Consider the following 19,542-nt stretch of genomic DNA (forward strand, 5'->3'; position numbering starts at 1 on the left):
GCGGGCCGGGTGCGCGGGCCCTACCGATAGGTCACGACCTTCGTCCCGTAGGGGATGTTGTCGTAGATCCACTTCGCCTGGTCGATGGGCAGGCGGACGCAGCCGTGCGAGAGGTTCAGCCCGAGCCGCCCGTCGAGGACGTCGAACGTGTTCTGGTAGTACTCGACGGAGTGGATCAGGTAGTCGCCGTAGAACTGCGTGTAGTAGTAGCAGGTGTACGCCGGCAGGGACAGGGCGCCGTTGAACGAGTAGCCCTTGCCCGTAACCGTGTACTCGCCGAGGACGGTGGGCGACGAGGGGGCGCCGGTCGTGCACAGCCAGTAGCTCCTGAGGTTCCAGCCTCCCCTCCCGCCCGAGAAGATTCCCAGGTAGTTGTTGGTGGTGTCAACCATGATGAGCCAGCTGGTGGAGCTGGCGCAGCCCTGCGCCCTGGACATCATGGCGCCCAGGCCGGGGGTCTCGTTGAGCGAGCCGTCCTCGTTGAAGAGGTAGGGCGTCCCGTCGATGGTGCGCAGCCCGGTCGCCATGGCGCCGGACGTCGGGTCGAGGTAGTAGGTGCTGCCCCCGTCCTCGAACCACCCGTCGCGGCGCAGCTCGCCCGTTCCGGGGTCGAAGTAGTACCGGAAGTCCATGAGCTGCGACCATCCCCCGACGGGGGCGCCGTCCGAGCCGAGCAGGTAGTACGTCCCGTCGATGAGCGAGAGGCCCGTGTCGAGCCGGCCCCTGGCGTCGAAGTGCAGGCGGGCGCCGCCCACGCTCGCCCAGCCGGTCGCGTACGTGCCGTCCCCGTAGCCAAAGAACCGATCCGACCCCACCTCAGCCCAGCCCGAGAAGCCGTCGGCCGGCGCCTCGGACCTGGTGTCGAGCGCGTACCAGGCGACCCCCTCGTGCCGCCACCCGTGGGAGACGAGGTTGAGGTTCTCCTCGACGCTCAGCGTGAAGTTGTGCGTGCCCGTCGCGGCGTTGGGGTTGTACTGGCGCAGGAGCGGGGCGCCCTGCTCGCGGTCGGAGTACCATCCGACGCCCTCGTAGCTCCATCCCGCCGCCACGAGCGCGTCGCGCTCGTCCGCGCTCGTGGTGTAGTGGTGGTCCCCGCCGACGACGTGGGAGTTGTAGAGGCGGTAGACCGGGTCGCCCGTCGAGGGGGCCGTCCAGCCCACGCCCTCGGAGCGCCAGCCGACGAGGCAGAGCGAGTCGTGCTCGTCGGGGCTCTGGGTGTAGAAGTGCTCCCCGGTGGAGGGGTTGTAGAGCCGGTAGACGCTGATGCCCGCCGGGGCGTCGGACGTCGCGGCGGGGGTCGCGGATGGCGTCGCGGGGGGCGTTGCGGCGGGCGCGTCCCCCGCGGGCGTCGCCCCCGCCCGCGCCGGGCAGAGGGCGAGCGCGACGACGACCAGCGCGGCAAGTAGTCCTTCTCGAGCCTTCATGATTCAGCACCGCCTTTCGGGCTGGGCGCAGCTTGCCTGTGAAGGTACCACTCCGCGGGGACAGACGCGCCGTAGCGGGGCCCGGACGAGCGCTATGCGGCGGCGCGCGGCGGCGCGGGCCCCAACGCCGAGGCCTCCGCGGGCCCCAACGGCGCGGACCCCCTCCGCGGGTCCCAACGCCGAGGCCTCCACGGGCCCCAACGCCGAGGCCTCCGCGGGCCCCAACGCCGAGGCCTCCGCGGGCCCCAACGCCGAGGCCTCCGCGGGCCCCAACGCCGAAACGGAGCGTCTGACGAAAAACGCCCCGAAAATCGGCCGTTTTTCGCAAATCGCTCCGTTTGGGCGCGGGCGCGCGAGCCCGGGCCGGCGAGTGCGCGTGTCGGCGAGTCCGCGAGTCCGCGCCCAAGAGCGCGGCCCCGGCCACGCTGCGCTCGGCCCGACCTACGGCGCCGCTCGCCGAGAAAGCCGCCGCGCGATCCGGGCGCGCGACCCCTGCGACCTGCGCGCGAAGGCAGCTGGAAGCCGGCTGTCAGACAACGCCGGAAGATCGACGCTACGCTCTCCCCCAAAACGGAGCGGAACCGCAGCAGCGCCGCGAACATCGGAGGGAGCCCTCATGAGCGCTCGCGTAGAGAAGGACGTTTGCCGGCACCTCGACGCGGCAGAGCGCAGCTGTCGCTGCCTCGTGCCCGGGGACGACGAGCTCAGGCGCGCGCTGCGATACCGCAGGCAATGGGTCGTCGAGCCGATCGCCGGGCTGTTCGTCCGTCGGGAGACCTGGCGCGCGCTCAATCCGGCCGAGCGCACGATGTGGCTCATGCGGGCGCTCGGAGAGACCCATCCCACGTGGCGGTTCTGCGGGGCGTCGGCCGCCGTGGCATACGGCCTCCCCGTCACATGGGGGCTTCTCACGCACGTGTTCGTGCTCGGCCCGTCAGGCTCGCGGAAGAAGGGGGTCAGCGGCGTCTGGCGCAGGAGCATCAGCGACGGCGACGTGACGAGCGTGGGCGGACTGCGCCTCACCCCGCTCTGGCGCACCGTCTTCGACTGCCTCGCGACGATGCCGCCCGCGGACGCGCTGGCCGTCGCCGACCGGGCCGCGCGGCTGAGCGGGTCGTCCGCGCGGCAGGTCTGCGAGTACGTGCGCACCGCCCACCGCGGGCGCCGCGGTGTCCGGCGGGCGCTTGGGACGGCGGCGCTCGTGGACGGGCGCGCGGAGAGCGGCGGCGAGTCCATCGCGCGCCACACGATGCATGAGCTGGGCTTCGTCGAGCCGGAGCTGCAGGTGTGGATCAAGGACCCCGTCGAGCCGAAAAAGTGGTTCCGCGTGGACTTCCTCTGGGTGCTGCCCGACGGGAGCATCGTCATCGGGGAGCTCGACGGACGCCAGAAGTCAGAGAGGCCGGAGCTCATGGGCGGGCGCAGCGCGATCCGCGTGATGCAGGACGAGCGGCTGCGCGAGTCGCACCTCACCGCGCTGCACCCGGCAATCGTGCGGTTTGACTACGACACGGCGCGCGACCCAGAGCGGCTCGGGGCGCTGCTCGAGCGCTACGGGGTGCCCAAGCGCACCCGCGAGCCGTCGCTGCCGCGCGCCACGCGCACGATCCGCGCGGAGCTCGTGCTCTCCGACGGGCAGTGGACGCTCGTAACCGAGGAGGTGCTGGCGTAGTCGCTCCTCTCGCCGCGGTGACGCGCGGCCCCCGCGGCCGGGCGCCGACGCCGCGGTGCCACGTCGAAACGGAGCGATTTGCGAAAATCGGCCGTTTTTCGGGGCGTTTTTCGTCAGACGCTCCGTTTCGGCGTGGGGAGGGGCGGCCGCGCCGGGCGCGGCCCGGCCGCGGGCGAGAAGGACCTCGCGCCGCGGCCCGGCGAGCCCCCGCGCCCGCTACGCGAACTGGCTGCGGTAGAGCTCGGCGTAGGCGCCGCCCGCGGCGAGGAGCTGCTCGTGCGTGCCCTGCTCGATGATCGTGCCCTTCTCCATCACGAGGATGAGGTCGGCGTCGACGATCGTGGAGAGGCGGTGCGCGATCACGAAGCTCGTGCGGTTCTCCATGATGGCCTCCATCGCCCGAACGATCGCCTGCTCGGTGCGGGTGTCCACGCTCGAGGTCGCCTCGTCGAGGATGAGGATCGCGGGGTCGGTGAGCATGGCCCGCGCGATGGTGAGCAGCTGGCGCTGGCCCTGGGAGATGTTCTCCGCGTCGTTGGACAGCATCGTGTCGTAGCCGTGCGGCAGCGTGCGCACGAAGAAGTCGACGTGCGCGGCGCGCGCGGCGGCCTCGACCTCCTCGCGGGTGGCCCCGGACTTGCCGTAGGCGATGTTGTCGGCGATGGTGCCCTCGAAGAGCCACGCGTCCTGCAGCACCATGCCGAACTGGCGGCGCAGGCCGGAGCGCGTGAGCTCGCGGGTGTCCACGCCGTCGAGCGTGACGCGCCCGCCGTCGACCTCGTAGAAGCGCATGAGCAGGTTGATGAGGGTGGTCTTGCCGGCACCCGTGGCGCCGACGATGGCGACCTTCTGCCCCGGCTCGGCCACGAGGGAGACGTCGCGCATGAGCGGGCGGTCGGGGGCGTAGCCAAAGCGCACGTGCTCGAACGCGACGCGGCCCTCGACGGGGTCGGGAAGCGCGGCGGGGCGCTCGGGGTCGGGCACGACCTCGCCCTCGTCGAGCAGGGCGAAGACGCGCTCCGCCGCGGCGAGCGCGCCCTGGAGCATGTTCACCGTGAGCGAGAGCTGCGTGAGCGGCTCGGACGCCTGCATCACGTACTGGAAGAACGCCTGGAACACGCCGACGGAGATCTGCCCCATGACGAGCATGCCCCCGGCGAGCAGGCCGACCGTCACCTGGCACAGCCTCATGAGCAGACGGATGGCCGGGGCGATGGCGTTGGTGACGAAGTCGGCGCTCGCGGAGGTTTCGGCCAGGCGCTCGGCGGCCTCGGCGATGTCGGCCTCGCTCGCCTCCTCGCAGCCGAAGGCCTTGATGACCGCGCGGCCGCTGTACGCCTCCTCGACGCGGCCGGTCAGCGTGCCGAGCGCCTCCTGCCTCGCCGCCGCGACCTTGAGCGTGTAGGACGTCACGAGCTTGGTCACCACGCCGGCCACCAGCGCAAACGCGACGAAGATCGCGGTGAGCGCGAGGTCGTAGGTGGACATGAGGATGATCGCGCCGCCGACCATGGCAAACGCCATCAGGAGCTGGAGCAGGCCGCGCTGCAGCACCTCGGAGATCTTGTCGAGGTCGTTGGTGGCGCGGCTGATGGTGTCGCCCGGCTGGTGCGCGTCGTAGTAGGACAGGGGCAGGCGCGCGAGCTTGTCGGCGATCTGGGAGCGCAGACGCAGGTTCAGGCGCTCGGCGAAGCTCGCCATGACGAGCCCCTGCACGGTGTAGGCCGCCCATGCGGACGTCCAGATGCCGAGGAACGTGAGGATCTCGATGCCGGCGTTGTCGAGCGAGACCACGAAGGGCTCCCCGGCGGCGAAGCTCGCCTGGATGTTCGCCCAGAGGTGGTCAATGAGGCCGGCGCTGTAGGCGGTCGCCCCGAGGCTGCCCGCCACGTAGGCGACCGAGCAGACCGCCGCGACCACGAGCCTCCAGCGCTGTCCGGAGGCGGCGGACCACAGGCGCGCGGCGGTGCCGAGCGCGTCGGACGGGACGTCGAGCTCCTCGTCGGGCGCGGGCTCGGGGGCGCCGGGGCGCGCGTCGCCGTCGGCGTCGTCGCGGGCGCGCTCGAGGCGCTCCAGCTCGTCGAGCTCGAGGTTCTTCTCGCTAGGCATTGGTCTGTCCCCCTCTCGTCTGGGAGTCGGCGATGGCGCGGTACGTGGGGCAGCCCTCCATGAGCTCGTCGTGGGTCCCCAGGCCCACGACCTCGCCGTCGCGCAGGACGACGATCTGGTCGGCGTCGTGGATGGTGCTCACGCGCTGGGCGATGATGAGCGTGGCCGCGTCCGAAAGCTCGCCCGCGAGCGCGTGGCGCAGCGCGGCGTCGGTCTTGTAGTCGAGCGCCGAGAACGAGTCGTCGAAGACGTAGAGGTCGGCCCTGCGCACGAGGGCGCGGGCGATGGCGAGGCGCTGGCGCTGCCCGCCCGAGAAGTTGGTGCCGCCCTGTGCGACGCGGGTCCCCAGGCCGTGCGCGAGCTCGCGCACGAAGCCGCCCTGGGCGACGTCGAGGGCGTGCCAGAGGCGCTCGTCGGTGGCGTCCGCGTCGCCGTGGCGCAGGTTCTCGGCGATGGTGCCCGAGAAGAGCCACGCCTTCTGCGGGACGTACGCGATGCGGGAGCGCAGCTCCTCCTGGGAGAGGCGGCGCACGTCGACGCCGCCGAAGGTGAGGCTGCCGCCCGTGACGTCGTTGAAGCGCAGCAGCATCTTGGCGATCGTGGACTTGCCGGAGCCGGTGTTGCCGATGATGGCGGTGGTCTGCCCGCGGCGCAGCGCGAACGAGATGTCGTGCAGCGTATCCTCGTCGGCGTCCGAGAAGCGCAGGCTCACGTGGTCGAAGCGGGCGACCTCGTCCCCGGCGCCGTCGGCCGCGGCGAGCGCGGCGGGGGCGTCCGCGTCGGCGATCTCGGGCTCGACGTCGAGCACCTGCGCGGCGCGCGTGAGGCACGCGAGGGCGCGCGGCACCTGCAGGATCGCGAACTGCGCCATCATCATGAACATCATGATGAGCATCGCGTACTCCACGAGGGCGCTGATGGAGCCGATCTGCATGGCGTGGGCGCCCACGCGGTCCGCCCCGACCCACATGATCGTGGCCTCGACGACGTTCATGAGGAAGAACGTCATGGAGTCGGTGACCGCGAAGACGAGGTTCACGCGGATCGCGTTGCTCGCGAAGTCGTTGAAGGTCTCGTCGAGGCGGCCCCGCTCGTGGGCCTCCTTGCCGAAGGCGCGGATCACGCGCACGCCGGTGATGGACTCGCGCAGGCGGGTGTTCATGTTGTCGATGAAGCCCTGGAGGCGCGTGAAGATGGGCGCGGACTTCGCCACCGCGGCGACCGAGATCGCCACGATCGCGAGCGTGACGGCCAGGAGCACCCAGCCCATGACCGCGTCGGTCGAGAACGCGAGCCAGATGGAGATCGCGCACATGAGGGGCACGGGGAAGATCATGAGGATCGACATGAGCAGCGTCTGCTGGATGACGTTGGCGTCCGAGAGCGTGCGCGTGATCATGGAGCCGGTGCCGAAGGCGTTGAAGTCCGAGCCGGATAAGGCCAGCGACGCCTCGTAGACGCGCATGCGCAGGTCGCGGCCGACCTTGGCGCAGAGGCGCGACGTGAGGAACACCGAGGTGATGTAGCCGCCCGAGCCCACGAGGGCGGCGATGAGCATGGCGACGCCATGCCCCATGAGGGCGCTCATGTCACGCGAGTTCACGGCGACGTTGACCATGGCCGAGAGCTGCGTGGGGATGTAGAGCATGCCCGTCATGTCGCAGATCGACGAGAGCAGGATGGCGACGAGCAGGGCCTTGTACGGTGCGACGAGGCTCACGAGCAGGCGCGCGGAGGTGCGCTTGCTGTAGTCGCGCGGCGTGCGGGCGCGGGTGCGGCGGGCGGCGGCGTGCCGGTCGTGGTTCTTCTCGCTCAACGGGTCTCCTCCTTCCTGGCGCTGGGCTTGTTCGCGCCGATGGCGTTGTCTGATGCGGTGTCGCGGAGCGGTCGCGGGGACGCGGCGTCGCCCAGGCCGACGGGGGCGGCGCCGAGAGGCGGCACGGACACGCGCGCGAGCTCGCGGTCGATGGCGCGCGTGTAGGCGCGCACGAGACGCAGCAGCTCGGCACGCTCCTCGGGGGCGAGGCTCGCGAACGCGCGGTCCTCGGCCTCGATCGCGGGGCGGATGCGCTCGTCGGCGAAGGCGCGGCCGGACTCCGTGAGCGAGATGATCTTGGAGCGGCGGGCGCCGGCGACGGGGGCGAGCTCGACGAGGCCCTTGGCCTCGAGGGCCTTGATCGCGGAGTTGACCGTCTGCCGGGAGTACGAGTACGCGTCCGCGATCTCGCTCTGGGTGACGGCGCCGCCCGAGACCTCCACGGCGTAGAGAATCCAGTAGGCGGTCTCCGAGAGCCCGCAGCCCCGCGCGAACTCGTAGTAGAGCTTGTCGCTCTCGCGGTACAGGATGTCGATCTCCCGCGCGTTGCCAATCCGCCGCTGGTCAAGGCTGGTTTCCTGTGCTTCCATGTCCTCCTCTCCTCCTCGGTGCGCCGAGCGGGCCTCTCAAGTTAATCCGATTTCGGATGTATGTCAACCCGCGGGGTTGACACTGGTGTTGACACTGGTGTTGACACTGGTGCCAGGGGAAAGTGTCAGGTTTTGCGGGTCGCGGGGCCGGTGCCGCGGGGCCGGTGCGCGGGGCAGGTGCCGAAACGGAGCGATTTGCGAAAACGAGGCCCTCTCTGCGGCGGTTTTCGCAAGATGCTCCGTTTCGTTGCGGGGCCGAGAAGACCCAAGACCGTCGGCAGCTGGATTTATCTACCACAGAATCGGCAACAACAGGGCTCTGGAACCGTTCCCACGGCTCTGGAGCCCCAGTTGTTGCCAATCTAGTGGTAGATAACTCGGGACAGAGAACGCCGAGGGCCCGCGCCCGGCCTGATCGGCTGGGACGCGGGCCCGGGTGCGACTCGCTGCGTCGCTCGTCGCGCGAACGCCTACCGCGCCATGCGCATCATCATCGCGGCGACCTCGCCGCGGGTGCACTGCCCCTGCGGGTCGAGGGCCACGCCGCCCTTGCCGGTGAGCACGCCTGCGCTCACGGCCCAGCTCATCGGCTCGACCGCGTACGACGACACGCTCCCGCCGTCAACGAACCCGCCGAGGGACCCGGACGCCGACGGCTGCCCCGCCGCGCGCCACAGCACGGTCGCGGTCTCCTCACGGCTGATCACACGGCTCACGCCGAAGTCATCACCGTAGCCACCAAAGATCCCCTGCTCGACGCACCACGCGACGGGCTCGGCATACCACGCGTCCGCGCTCACATCGGCAAACGTGGCGACAGCGCCGAGGTCGGCGGACGGCCGCCCCGCCCTGTTCCAGAGCGTCTGCGCCATCTCCGCGCGCGTGATCTTCCCGTCGGGCCCAAACGACGATCCGTCGCCATAGCCCCTCATCACGCCGTTTGACACCACCCAGTCGACAGCCTCGTGATACCAGGCATCAAGCCCCACGTCAGAGAACCCCGCGCTCGGGCAGGACTCCCCGCCGTCGCAGCCAAACGTCACCGTGACATGAACCGGACACGGGGGCATCATGAAGTCCCACTGGTCCTCGATCTTCTCGGTGCCGTCTGCCGAGTCACTTGACACAGACCAAAAGTACTCCGGCTCGTTCCCGCTCGCGTCGACCGCATCGACCGAGACGACGCGTCCGCCGTCCTCGGGAAACGTCCACACCTTGACCCAGGAGCCCTCGTAGGCATCCTCGACGCTGATGAGAACCCTGCCTTCGCCGACCACGTCAAGCGTCACCGGATACGTCGGGCTGCCGTCGAGGGCCTCCCACTGGGCGACGTACATCGTGCTGTGATCGGGAATCGTTGTCAGGCTGGATGACCCCAGAAGGGTCCCGTCCTCGGCCCTCCACCCAAGGAATCGATACCCCTCACGCTCCACAAAGCCGAGCTCGAACTGTGTGCCGGGCTCTAGGCGATGCTCGGTCCAGAAGGTGTCAAACGGGTCAACAGTAAGTATCCGGACCGTCCCCTCGCGGAAGAACTCATCCTCCCAGTCGTCGATCGCGTCCGCCCGCGCGGGAATCGCCGCCGGCGCCGCGACGCATCCCACCGCCACGGCAAGTGTCGCAACAGTTCCGACCAGGACCCTCTTTAGCACAGCAATCATCCTCGCTCCTTTCCGCGCGAACGAACTCTGTCGCAAAGATACCAGCGAACGCTCAGCAATCTGAATGATAGGTGGCGCAGCGAGATCCAGCGGTCGGCAAACGTGGGGAGCTCGAGCTCGCAGCCCAGTTCGACGTGGAAGACGAGGCATCGAGAAGAACGACGACGCCCCGGCGCTGTGCTTTGCGCCGGGGCGTCAGGTTGACGATCTCGTCAGGTTATAGCGTCAACTTAACTTGACGCTATAACCTGACGCTGGTGTCAAGCGTTGTGCGCAGACGGCTACTTCGCCATGCGCATCATCATCGCGGCGACCTCGCCGCGGGTGCAGCCCGCCTGCGGGTCGAGGGCCACGTCGCCCTTGCCGGTGAGCACTCCGGTCGAGACGGCCCACTCGATCGCGCCGGTCGCGTAGTCGGACACGCTGGAGGCGTCGCCGTAGCCGGAGAGGTCGGCGTCGGCCTCGGGGCTGCCGGAGAGGCGCCAGAGGACGGTCGCGGCCTCCTCGCGGGAGATCACCCTCTCGGTTCCGAAGGTGTCTCCGTAGCCGGAGAAGATGCCCTCGGAGACGCACCACTCGAGCGCGGGGGCGTACCAGCCGCCCGCGTCGACGTCCGTGAAGGCGGAGAGGTCAGCGGTCGCCTCGGGGCGCCCGGCGCGGTTCCAGAGCATCTGCGCCATCTCGGCGCGGGTGACGTCGGCCACGGGGCCGAGGGACTCGCCGCCCTCGCCGTAGCCGTTGAGGACACCCTCGGTGACGGCCCAGTCCACGGCGTCGTGGTACCAGGCGTCCTGGTCCACGTCATTGAAGCCGTGGGTCGGGCAGAGCTCCCCGCCGTCGCAGCCGAAGGTCACGGTGACGGTGACCGCGGAGCCCGGCATCTCGAAGACGTACTCGCCGTCCTTCTTGCCGGCCTTGACGGTGACGGACTCGCCGTCCTCGTCGGTGACGGTGACCTCGCGGACCTCCTGGCCCTCGTCGGGCGTGGCGGTGACGGTGACCTCGTCGCCCTCGTCGGCGCGGGTCGGGTCGACCTTCACGGTGCCGCCGTCGGTCTCGGAGACCTTGACCTGCTCGCCGGAGCTCACGGAGCCGCCGGGGTTGGAGGGCGGGTTCGTGACGCTCTGCACGGTCTCGGTAACGATCGAGCCGTCGCCCTTTTCAAGACGCACAGCAACCTGAATCGGCCCGTCGTTCCTGTTGGTGACGCTGCCAGCAATCTTCTCGACGACGTCATCGTTCGTCTGAACGCCCGGGAGCGCGCCGCGAACGGCGGACACCGTGGCGTCATCAGCCCAAACCTGGGTTACGCCATCCTTGAACTTAACGCCATCGACCGTGAGAGAGGGGACCGTCGTCACGCCGCCGCCCATGGCGTACTCGATGTTGGCATAGGCGCCATCATTCGGGTTGAGCGCGCTGTCCTTGACGGTAACATTCGTGGCGCCGTTCACGATCACAGAGGTAAAGTTGCCGCCGTTGACCGTGACCCCATCAAGCGTGCCGCCGTCGTTCTTATAGAACTGGGTGGCGTGCTTGTTCGCATCCACGGCCACCGGAACGCTCACCACGACGTTCTTGATGGTGACGTCGTCGGCTCCCTCCCCGACCGTGATGAATGCGCCGGTGGAGTAGGTCGCATTGCATGCGATGGTGTGATCGTTGCCGTCGAGTGTCACGCCCGCGGGGACGGTAAAGGCGGCGCACTCATAATCAGCAAGGAGCTCGACGGTCTTGTCGTCCGCGCTGGCCGCGGCATTCAAGGCCGCTTGGAGGTCAGAGAACTTATTTCCGTCGACAGTGGCAACGTAGGTGGCGACGGACGACTCCCCATCGGTCGTGGCAGCGTTGCCCGTAATCTGCCCGACAATCTCTCCCGAGCCAGTGAGCTCGAGCTCGCCGCTGTTCTCGATGCCGCCCGTCAGCGTGTTGTCGTTGAGGTTGAGCGAGACGTTGGAGCCCACAGGGACAGAGACGTCCTCGGTGACGTTGCGGAGGAGCGTAACTTCAGCCTGCCCGCCTTCCGCGGTAGAGGCGTTCTCGAGGGCTGCACCGAGCGTCGAGTAGAGCGCGTACATGGTTTTATAGGCGCTCTGAGACTGGTCCGTACTCGAGCCTTTGGTCACCTTATTCTGCGCCTGGGCAGCGGCGTCAGCCAGTGCGGCATTGATAACGATGGCCTTACCGGAAGTGACCGAGTCGCCAGAGACGCTGAACTCGTCGAACGAGGTAACTCGCACGGGATCCTTCCCGGAGGCGGGCGTCATGGAGACGTCTGCGGAAACCTCGATCTTGCTGGACGGAATGCTGTCCTCCCCGGAGCCGTCCTCGGCTGCGTTATAGACAGAGATGGCGTTCCCGTTCTTGCTCGTCACCGTAGCGCCCGAGATGGAAACCTCCAAATCGGGATCGTCAATATACTGTCCCTCGCTGGTGCCATATAGCTGGCCAACGAACTTAAGGGCGGAGCCATCATCGTACGACCCGTCGCCGGAATAGATCGAGTCAAATTCGCCATTCGCGCTGAACGAACCGCCCGTGATGGTAATCGTCCCCATCTTCGCCTCGAGGGCGGTGGAGCCGGAGATTGAGGTTGAGGTTGAGGTTGAGTCGTCAGAGATGGAGAGCTTGCCCTCCATCGGCCAGTAGATGCTCGTGTCGCCCGTATCGATGGTGCCACCGGAGATGTTCACCTCGGTTCCTGCGGACCTGGTGTTGTTACCCGAGATGCCGAAGTACTTCGCCCCAATTGTTCCGCCGGTCATGGTCAGGGTAGAGGGATCGCTCCCCTCGTTATTGTCATTCGAATTGAGCAGCACAACGCCAAAGGCTCCGCTGAGCGCCGCGTCTCCGGAAATCTCCGCATGGGCGCCGGTCAGCTCCAGCGCCGTCGAGCTCTGCTCCAGGCTCTCGATCCTGCCGCCGGAAATGTAAGCATGAGCCCCGCTGGTCGCGATTACAGCCTTGAGGTTGCTCTTGATCGAGCCGCCGGTCATAGTGAGGGATGCGCTTGAACCGTGCAGACGCACCGAGCTGTTGGTATTTCCAGATGCAACAGTGTTGGATATAGCCCCTCCGGCTACGGTAAGTTCCCCTGAGCAGTCAATGAAGTTAGTGGCGTAGCTGCCTACGAGGGCTCCGGTGCTGGTCACACTGCTATCGGTGATATTGAGGGAACCGCCAGGCCGTACCGTAATTGATCTGCCGAACGTGAATTCGACTCTATGTCCGTTCAGCTCAATGCTAATTGATCTGTTGCTAAGACTGAAACCTGGCTGGTTCGTAAGGTTATCCATCACCTCAATTTCGGCACCATCTTCGGAGGCATTCACAGCCGCCTGAAGGGACTTATATCCAACCTTTCCAATATAGACGGGGAAGTTCTCCTCTGTTGCATCCACAGGATTGGACGCATCTTCGGTCACGTCACCCATCGTCGCGGTTGCATTTTCAGCCATCGCCACGACCGGCGCTGAGCCAAGTGCGAGCGTGAGTCCCAGACCCGCCGCGGCAGCGAGCCACGCCGCGCTCCCGACCTCGTTCTTCGGCATGAGATCAACCCCTTCCTATCGTCCCGCCGCGCTGGGCGAGAATCTCCAGTCAGCTCGGACGATAGGGCATACCCCCCCCCTGTCAACGTTTTTGCTTCAGCGATACGTAAGGTATCTGTAAGTGGCTGGCAGCAGAGTCAGGCTGCAGTGTCCAGCGTCAGTCCCATGCGGAGAACGAACGGAAACAGCGTCGGCGCCGAAACGGAGCGGATTGCGAAAATGCGGCCCGATCGGCGGCGGTTTTCGCACGACGCTCCGTCTCGGCGCGGGGGCGAGAAGGGCGGCGGGGCCGGGGACGGCGCGCACGACGAGGGCCCGCGCCCCCAGCGCGTCTGGCCGGGGGCGCGGGCCCGGGTTCGGCTCGCCTGTTGTGCGCAGACGGCTACTTCGCCATGCGCATCATCATCGCGGCGACCTCGCCGCGGGTGCAGCCCGCCTGCGGGTCGAGGGCCACGTCGCCCTTGCCGGTGAGCACTCCGGTCGAGACGGCCCACTCGATCGCGCCGGTCGCGTAGTCGGACACGCTGGAGGCGTCGCCGTAGCCGGAGAGGTCGGCGTCGGCCTCGGGGCTGCCGGAGAGGCGCCAGAGGACGGTCGCGGCCTCCTCGCGGGAGATCACCCTCTCGGTTCCGAAGGTGTCTCCGTAGCCGGAGAACAGGCCCTCGTCGAGGCACCACGCCAGGGCGTCGGCGTACCAGCCGTCAGCGGAGACGTCAGTGAACCCGGAGAGGTCCGCGTCGGCCTCGGGCCTGCCGGCCTGGTTCCACAGCATCTGGGCCATCTCGGCGCGGGTGACGTTCGCCACGGGACCGAGCGAGGTGCCGCCGTCGCCGTAGCCGTTCAGGACACCCTCGGTGACGGCCCAGTCCACGGCGTCGTGGTACCAGGCGTCCTGGTCCACGTCATTGAAGCCGTGGGTCGGGCAGAGCTCCCCGCCGTCGCAGCCGAAGGTCACGGTGACGGTGACCGCGGAGCCCGGCATCTCGAAGACGTACTCGCCGTCCTTCTTGCCGGCCTTGACGGTGACGGACTCGCCGTCCTCGTCGGTGACGGTGACCTCGCGGACCTCCTGGCCCTCGTCGGGAGTCGCGGCGATTGTGACCTCGTCGCCCTCGTCGGCGCGGGTCGGGGTGACGGAGACCTTGCCGCCGTCGGTCTCGGCGACGTTGACGCGGTCCCCGGTCACCACGGGTGGGACGTAGTTGCTTCGCCAGAGCGCGATAAGGGTTGCATCACTGTTGACAGTGTACTTCTCCCCCGCTTGATAGGTCCGTGTTCCATCGGACCAGCCCCGGAAGGTGTAGCCAGCTCGAGTTGCGGATGGAAGTTCAATAAACTGGTCTCCGGGCGCACCGAATTTCAGCTCCGTCTTGGCATTGTCGTAGCCGTAGTCGAGCATCAAGACGATGGCCTGTTCGTCCTCTTTAATCCCAACTGAAGACACCTCATCCCCGGGCAATGCCGAAGACGCCGCCTCGCCCATGGTCTTAAAGTATCTGTAAGGGGCACTAGTATCGGAGGTCTTCAGCTGGGCGGTCAAGTCGTTCGAGAGGACATCCGCGCTGACGGGGCTGGAGAAGCTCCCGCCGCTCACGAAGTGATAGCCGTCATCCTGAATGAACGAGGCGTCGACGGCTCCGAGGCCGCCCACAAACGTTCCGCCTGAAACGCTGACGTCAACTTCTTGATCTAGCTTTGTAGCTCCAGTCGACCGGTTGCAGTCGAAGTACCGGAGGCCATAGTTTCTGTCACTCTCGAGAAGCCCCCCGTTGATGGTGACGCTGATAGACGAGTTCACATACCCGCCTCCGCGGCGCGTGACGAGGGTGACCGCGTCACCGGGACCCGCGCTGCCAGAGTTTGCTCTATATCCATCCACAAGGTATTGGTCGGTTTCACACGCTTCCGCTGAGCCCCTAAGCGTTCCAGAGTTCACGACGAGGGCGCCGCTGCACATCTCGATGGCAGAGCCCTTGTCCGCGATGATTGAAACGGACTCGTCTCCCCAACCAGCCTGGCCAACGGTCAGGGTTCCCGCGCTCGGCCAGTAGATTGCGCTACCAGACACGGTGCGCAGCGATCCCCCCGAAATGGTTACGTCGCAAGGATCGCTGCCCCCAGACAGAACGTTGTTGGTGGTGACGGCGTAGATATCGGAAACGATGACTCCATCCGAAATGTAAACTTGTGCTCCCTCGCCGTTGTTGTTGTATGTCCGGTTGAACGCAACAACGCCCGCGAGGGCATCGTTGTAGTTCGTCCACTCGCTCACTGCTTTAATCTGGCCTCCGTTGATGTTCACGGCACCGCCATACGTCACAAGAGCACCGCCCCCCAGCCCGGAGCGAATGATGGAGGCAAACGAATTGATTTCTCCGCCAAGGTTGGTAATGAGGTAGCCGTTTGCGGAACCCGTAACCGTAAGCGAGGAGTCCAGATGCAGCTCGCCCAGATTCAAAATCAATGAACCGCTCGTGGCTTGCTGCTCAACCGTCCCCCCGAAGAGATCAAGGGTTCCATGATTGATAATCGCGTACGAGAACTCCTTGTACTTTTCATCAGTTATCGAAGCGTCGGTATAATTCTCCGTGTGGGACATCGAGAGCGTGTGCCCGTCGAGGTTGATTACAACGCTCGCACCAAGGGGAATGGTGATCGCGCTATTTTCTGTCACATCATTGAGGAGCGTCAGGCTCCGCGCGCCATCATTGAGCGCAGCGGAAACGCTGTCGTATGTCTTCCCTCTATCGTCAGAGATCAGCCCATTACCGTTTTCGGGGGCTTCCGTGGACCCCGAATCCTCATTGTTGTCCGTGTCGACCTGAATGCCCCCAGCTCCAAACTCGTCCATAATCGTCCCCGTGTCGTCGGCCACCGCCACGACCGGAGCAGCACCGAGCGCGAGCGCAAGACCAAGTCCCGCCGCCGTCGCGAGACGCGCGCGCCCATAGAGGTTCTTTCTTCCCATGACTGCGTCCCTTCTCGTCTCCCCGACGCACACGGAGGAGCGGCGAGGAACTTTCAGTTACGCGTCAGGCTAGGACATACCCCCCCCCCCGTCAATAGAATTATGGGTAAGCGGAACGTCAGGCATCGCACGCGGGCACCGCAACAGAAGAAAGGGCATGATCGGGGGGCGCCAATGCGCGAACAGGGATATGCGCACCCCCGTTCAATCGGTCGCCTTGACATCCCTTTCTCTGCCTCGTGAAACGACCCGTTCTCTTGCGGATCCCACTGGTTGACGCACGTAGAAGAGGGTCATGGGAGCAGCGCCGCCGTCCGACCACATCGGTTCTGCCATGACGGGTCGTCCAACGATGGGGGATGATTTACGGCGTGTTTTGTATGGCGCTTCGTTTTGGCCAAGCAGAGACGGACATGACGAGAAGAACGAAAGGGCCGACGGCGCGTCTGCCTCGCGCCGTCGGCCCAAGTTGACAATCTCGTCGGTTGACGATCTCGTCAGGTCATAGCGTCAAGTTGACGCTATGACCTGACGCCAGTGTCAAGGCAAAGCGCGCGGCTACTGCGCCATGCGCATCATCATCGCGGCCACCTCGCCGCGGGTGCAGCCCGCCTGCGGGTCGAGGGCCACGTCGCCCTTGCCGGTGAGGACGCCCTCGGAGACGGCCCACTCGATCGCGCCGGTGGCGTAGTCGGAGACCTTAGACGCGTCGCCGTAGCCGGAGAGGTCGGCGTCGGCCTCGGGGGAGCCGGCAACGCGCCAGAGCACCGTGGCGGCCTCCTCGCGGGAGATCGTGCGCTCCGTGCCGAAGGTGTCGCCGTAGCCGGAGAAGATGCCCTCGGAGACGCACCACTCGAGCGCCGGGGCGTACCAGCCGTCGGCCGCGACGTCCGTAAACGCGGACAGGTCGGCCTCGGCCTCCGGGCGCCCGGCCCGGTTCCACAGCATCTGCGCCATCTCGGCGCGGGTGACGTCGGCCACCGGGCCGAGGGAGGTGCCTCCCTCGCCGTAGCCGTTGAGGACGCCGTTCTCCACCGCCCAGTCGACCGCGTCGTGGTACCAAGCGCCCTGGTCCACGTCGCCGAAGCCGTGCGTCGGGCAGAGCTCGCCGCCGTCGCAGCCGAACGTGACGGTCACGGTCACGGCGCCGTCGGGCATGGTGAACACGAACTCGCCGTCCTTCTCGCCGTCCTTGACCTGGACCTCGTTGCCGTCCTCGTCAACAACCTCGACCTCGCGGACCTCCTGGCCCTCTTCGGGCGTGGCGGTGATGGTCACGGTGTCACCCTTGTCGGCGCGGCTAGGCGAGACGACGACCTTGCCGCCCTCAGTCTCCGCAACGGTGACCTTATCACCAGACGGGGTCGACGGAATGTCCTCCCTCACGCCTTCCACAACGATGGTCTTGAATCCATTATCAACAGCAACGTCAATCCTGACGTCCGCCTTTCCGAGGTTGACGAAGCTCTCGTCAACCTTATTCATGACGTCATCAGCCGTTGCACCGCCACCAATCGCGGACTGAACTCTCGTAACCGTATCCCCGTCCACCCAGATCTCATGGGTTGCTCGACCAAGGGTCAGGTTGTTTACGGTTATCTCGGGAATTGTTGTCACATTCTGACCCATTGCGTACTCGATGTTCGCGTACGCACCGTCAGAGGGGTTGAGGGTGCAATCGGAAATCGTCACCTTGGACCCGTTGACGATGACGGAGGTGTACCTTCCGCCGTCAACCGTGCAGCCGCTGAGAGCTCCGCCCTCGCTCTCGTAGAACTGGACGCCGTGCTTCACATTGTCCCTCGTGACAATTGTGAGATTGGAGATAGTCACGTCATCCGCAGCCACATCGAGAAGGCCGCCTTCGAAGGCATACGTTCCGTCGCTGGGCTCGTCGCCGACATACGTCACCTTGTGCCCATCGCCATCGATCGTAACCCCCTGCGTGACAACGCGAATCTGAGAGTCAACGTCAACATCTCCAAGAAGCGTGACGACTTGCCCCTCGACAGCCGAGGCAAGCGCATCCTGGATTGACTCGTAGGCGGCGACGATGTTCCCCTCCGAATCGGAGACGGTCGCCACGTTCTTCTCAGCAATGCCCACGGTATGGCCGCCGTTGCCATCGTCAACGGGCTCAAGACCGTCGGCGCAGAGGTCCTCGGGGACGGCAGAGCTGAAGCTGCCCCCGGAGACAGCAACGACAGTCCCCGCCCCCGGCCAATCAGCCTCGTACTTGTTGTCATTGCTGAAGGAGTACGCCTTGATGGCATCGACCCCCTCCGCTGACTTGAACGTGCCGCCCACGATGCTCACGGTGCCGAGCTCCTGATAGCCGGCGCGGTCAACAACGGAAACCGCGGCGCCATCGGCAATGACGCCATCGTCTTCTTCCTTGTTCACGGGCGTCCCCGTCACGGTAATCGACGTTTGGTCGCCTTGGACCTTGAGGCTTCCGGCGCAGATCTGAACACCCGTATACTTCGCGGTAATGCTCGAATTATCGATGAGGACATGCCCGGTGCTCGGGAAGTAGATTCCCGCGCCATTTGCAACGGCGAGAGAGGAATTCCTCAGAGTGATTGCGTTGTTGACATTGGTGCCGTTCGTGACGATGCCGTAGCTTCCGCCAGGAACCTCAACGCTGACCCCGTCGAGCGTAACGGAAGACCCGGGGTAAACCATCGTAATACCATCACACGCGTTGCTCGCCTTGAGCGCACCGTCGGTGATGGTGAGGGCGGCACCATCATAGTTGATGTCCACAATAGACGACGTACCCGTATAGGTATACGTGTGTCCGGCAAGGTCAAGCGTGGAGCTGTGGCCTCCCGACTTAATCTGCTCGTTTCCAGTGTAGTCGTTGAGCAGGGTCACAACCCCGTCGACCGGCACTCCGGCGGCGTTGGCGTAGGAGCCGTATATTCTGTCTCCGCCCTCTGCAGCAACCCTGAAGCCACCGTTCTTGAAGTAGCTAGCCGTCTGCTCGCTATAGAGAAGATACGCGGAGCTTTCGAGCTTGATTGCGTTGGCGTTTGAGTCGGTCGGGCTCAGGGTGACGCCCTCCCCGATCTCAACGCCGAGCGAATAGGTGCTATCTCCTGGCTTTGCGCTCAGGGGGAGCTGCCCGCTCACTACGCCGCCCTTTCCCGGCACGCTGTTAATTAGGCTCATCGTGGTGGGGAGGCCCTCGACGGGCTTGTTGCCGTAGTTCGTGTTGAGCTGAATGACCGCCGACGTAGCGGAGGAGCTCACGTTGTGCCCGTTCAGGTCAACGGTCACACCGAAGTTCACCGTCTTAACGGTGGACGTGAGCTCCACGTCCTCCTGAAGAGTAACCGCGCTGCCCGCCGGCGCATTAGAGAGGGCCTTCGAAAGAGTCTCGTACCCCGTCACCGTGCCATCCACTGCGGTCACCGTGGCCACCGCATCGGTTACCACCGCAGTCTCGCTACTCGGCGTCACACCGGCATCGTTGTCAATGCCCTCACCGGATGGCTCTTGACCCTTTGGGGAGACGTGCGGCTCGTAAGTGGATCCGCCAGCCCCCTCCGCCACCGCCACGACCGGCGCGGCGCCGAGCGCCAGCGTGAGGCCCAGGCCGGCGGCCGCCGCGAACCTCGCGACGCTCCCGCACTCGAACTTCGACATCGCACGTCCCTTCTCGACCCCGGGCGCCGCGCGCCCGGAAAACCTCCAGATGCAAAGGACGATATTGCTAACCCCCCCCCTGTCAATTCTTTTCCGGCAG

At 66.3% G+C, this 19,542-nt stretch carries 9 protein-coding genes; 1 reads left to right on the forward strand and 8 read right to left on the reverse strand.

Features of this window, described 5'->3' with window-relative positions:
* Nucleotides 1–20: 20 nt before the first annotated feature.
* Nucleotides 21–1,424, reverse strand: a complete 1,404-nt coding sequence (locus BQ7106_RS03385; RefSeq protein ID WP_072371262.1) for a L,D-transpeptidase family protein — start codon at nt 1,422–1,424, stop codon at nt 21–23.
* A 616-nt stretch (nt 1,425–2,040) separates the two neighbouring features.
* Between BQ7106_RS03385 and BQ7106_RS03390 the strand changes: the two genes are divergently transcribed.
* Entirely contained in the window at nt 2,041–3,096 is a 1,056-nt protein-coding gene (locus tag BQ7106_RS03390) for a hypothetical protein (protein ID WP_072371264.1), read from the forward strand.
* Between the two features lie 216 nt (nt 3,097–3,312).
* On the opposite strand, the gene BQ7106_RS03395 is transcribed toward BQ7106_RS03390, so the two are convergent.
* The 7 genes from BQ7106_RS03395 to BQ7106_RS10610 all read right to left on the reverse strand — a co-directional run bounded on the left by BQ7106_RS03395 (nt 3,313) and on the right by BQ7106_RS10610 (nt 19,442).
* The gene (locus BQ7106_RS03395) at nt 3,313–5,205 is read right to left on the reverse strand and encodes an ABC transporter ATP-binding protein (RefSeq protein WP_072371266.1); all 1,893 of its coding nucleotides are present in this window, start codon (nt 5,203–5,205) and stop codon (nt 3,313–3,315) included.
* Nucleotides 5,198–7,021 carry an ABC transporter ATP-binding protein gene (locus tag BQ7106_RS03400; protein WP_083526869.1) on the reverse strand — a complete coding sequence of 608 codons (1,824 nt, stop codon included), beginning with the start codon at nt 7,019–7,021 and terminating at the stop codon, nt 5,198–5,200. Before BQ7106_RS03400 ends, BQ7106_RS03395 begins: the two co-directional genes overlap by 8 nt.
* Nucleotides 7,018–7,611 carry a MarR family winged helix-turn-helix transcriptional regulator gene (locus tag BQ7106_RS03405; RefSeq protein ID WP_072371268.1) on the reverse strand — a complete coding sequence of 198 codons (594 nt, stop codon included), beginning with the start codon at nt 7,609–7,611 and terminating at the stop codon, nt 7,018–7,020. The genes BQ7106_RS03400 and BQ7106_RS03405 overlap by 4 nt, the downstream gene beginning before the upstream one ends.
* Before the next feature lie 470 nt (nt 7,612–8,081).
* Nucleotides 8,082–9,272, reverse strand: a complete 1,191-nt coding sequence (locus BQ7106_RS03410; protein WP_072371270.1) for an S-layer homology domain-containing protein — start codon at nt 9,270–9,272, stop codon at nt 8,082–8,084.
* A 281-nt stretch (nt 9,273–9,553) separates the two neighbouring features.
* A complete protein-coding gene (locus tag BQ7106_RS10600; protein WP_129583776.1) occupies nt 9,554–12,268 on the reverse strand; it encodes an S-layer homology domain-containing protein in 2,715 nt (904 codons plus the stop codon).
* A gap of 937 nt (nt 12,269–13,205) precedes the next feature.
* Complete coding sequence (locus BQ7106_RS10605) at nt 13,206–15,791, reverse strand: S-layer homology domain-containing protein (protein WP_083526874.1); 2,586 nt, start codon at nt 15,789–15,791, stop codon at nt 13,206–13,208.
* Nucleotides 15,792–16,349: 558 nt separating this feature from the next.
* The gene (locus BQ7106_RS10610; RefSeq protein ID WP_083526875.1) at nt 16,350–19,442 is read right to left on the reverse strand and encodes an S-layer homology domain-containing protein; all 3,093 of its coding nucleotides are present in this window, start codon (nt 19,440–19,442) and stop codon (nt 16,350–16,352) included.
* Between the last annotated feature and the right edge of the window lie 100 nt (nt 19,443–19,542).

This window comes from Thermophilibacter mediterraneus (assembly GCF_900119385.1).
GTDB lineage: Bacteria > Actinomycetota > Coriobacteriia > Coriobacteriales > Atopobiaceae > Thermophilibacter > Thermophilibacter mediterraneus.

Excerpts from the sequence above, each read along its gene's own strand:
- BQ7106_RS03385 (WP_072371262.1), bottom strand. The coding sequence starts at position 1,424 with ATGAAGGCTCGAGAAGGACTACTTGCCGCGCTGGTCGTCGTCGCGCTC.
- BQ7106_RS03390 (WP_072371264.1), top strand. The coding sequence starts at position 2,041 with ATGAGCGCTCGCGTAGAGAAGGACGTTTGCCGGCACCTCGACGCGGCA.
- BQ7106_RS03395 (WP_072371266.1), bottom strand. The coding sequence starts at position 5,205 with ATGCCTAGCGAGAAGAACCTCGAGCTCGACGAGCTGGAGCGCCTCGAG.
- BQ7106_RS03405 (WP_072371268.1), bottom strand. The coding sequence starts at position 7,611 with ATGGAAGCACAGGAAACCAGCCTTGACCAGCGGCGGATTGGCAACGCG.
- BQ7106_RS03410 (WP_072371270.1), bottom strand. The coding sequence starts at position 9,272 with ATGATTGCTGTGCTAAAGAGGGTCCTGGTCGGAACTGTTGCGACACTT.
- BQ7106_RS10600 (WP_129583776.1), bottom strand. The coding sequence starts at position 12,268 with ATGACCGGCGGCTCGATCAAGAGCAACCTCAAGGCTGTAATCGCGACC.
- BQ7106_RS10605 (WP_083526874.1), bottom strand. The coding sequence starts at position 15,791 with ATGGGAAGAAAGAACCTCTATGGGCGCGCGCGTCTCGCGACGGCGGCG.
- BQ7106_RS10610 (WP_083526875.1), bottom strand. The coding sequence starts at position 19,442 with ATGTCGAAGTTCGAGTGCGGGAGCGTCGCGAGGTTCGCGGCGGCCGCC.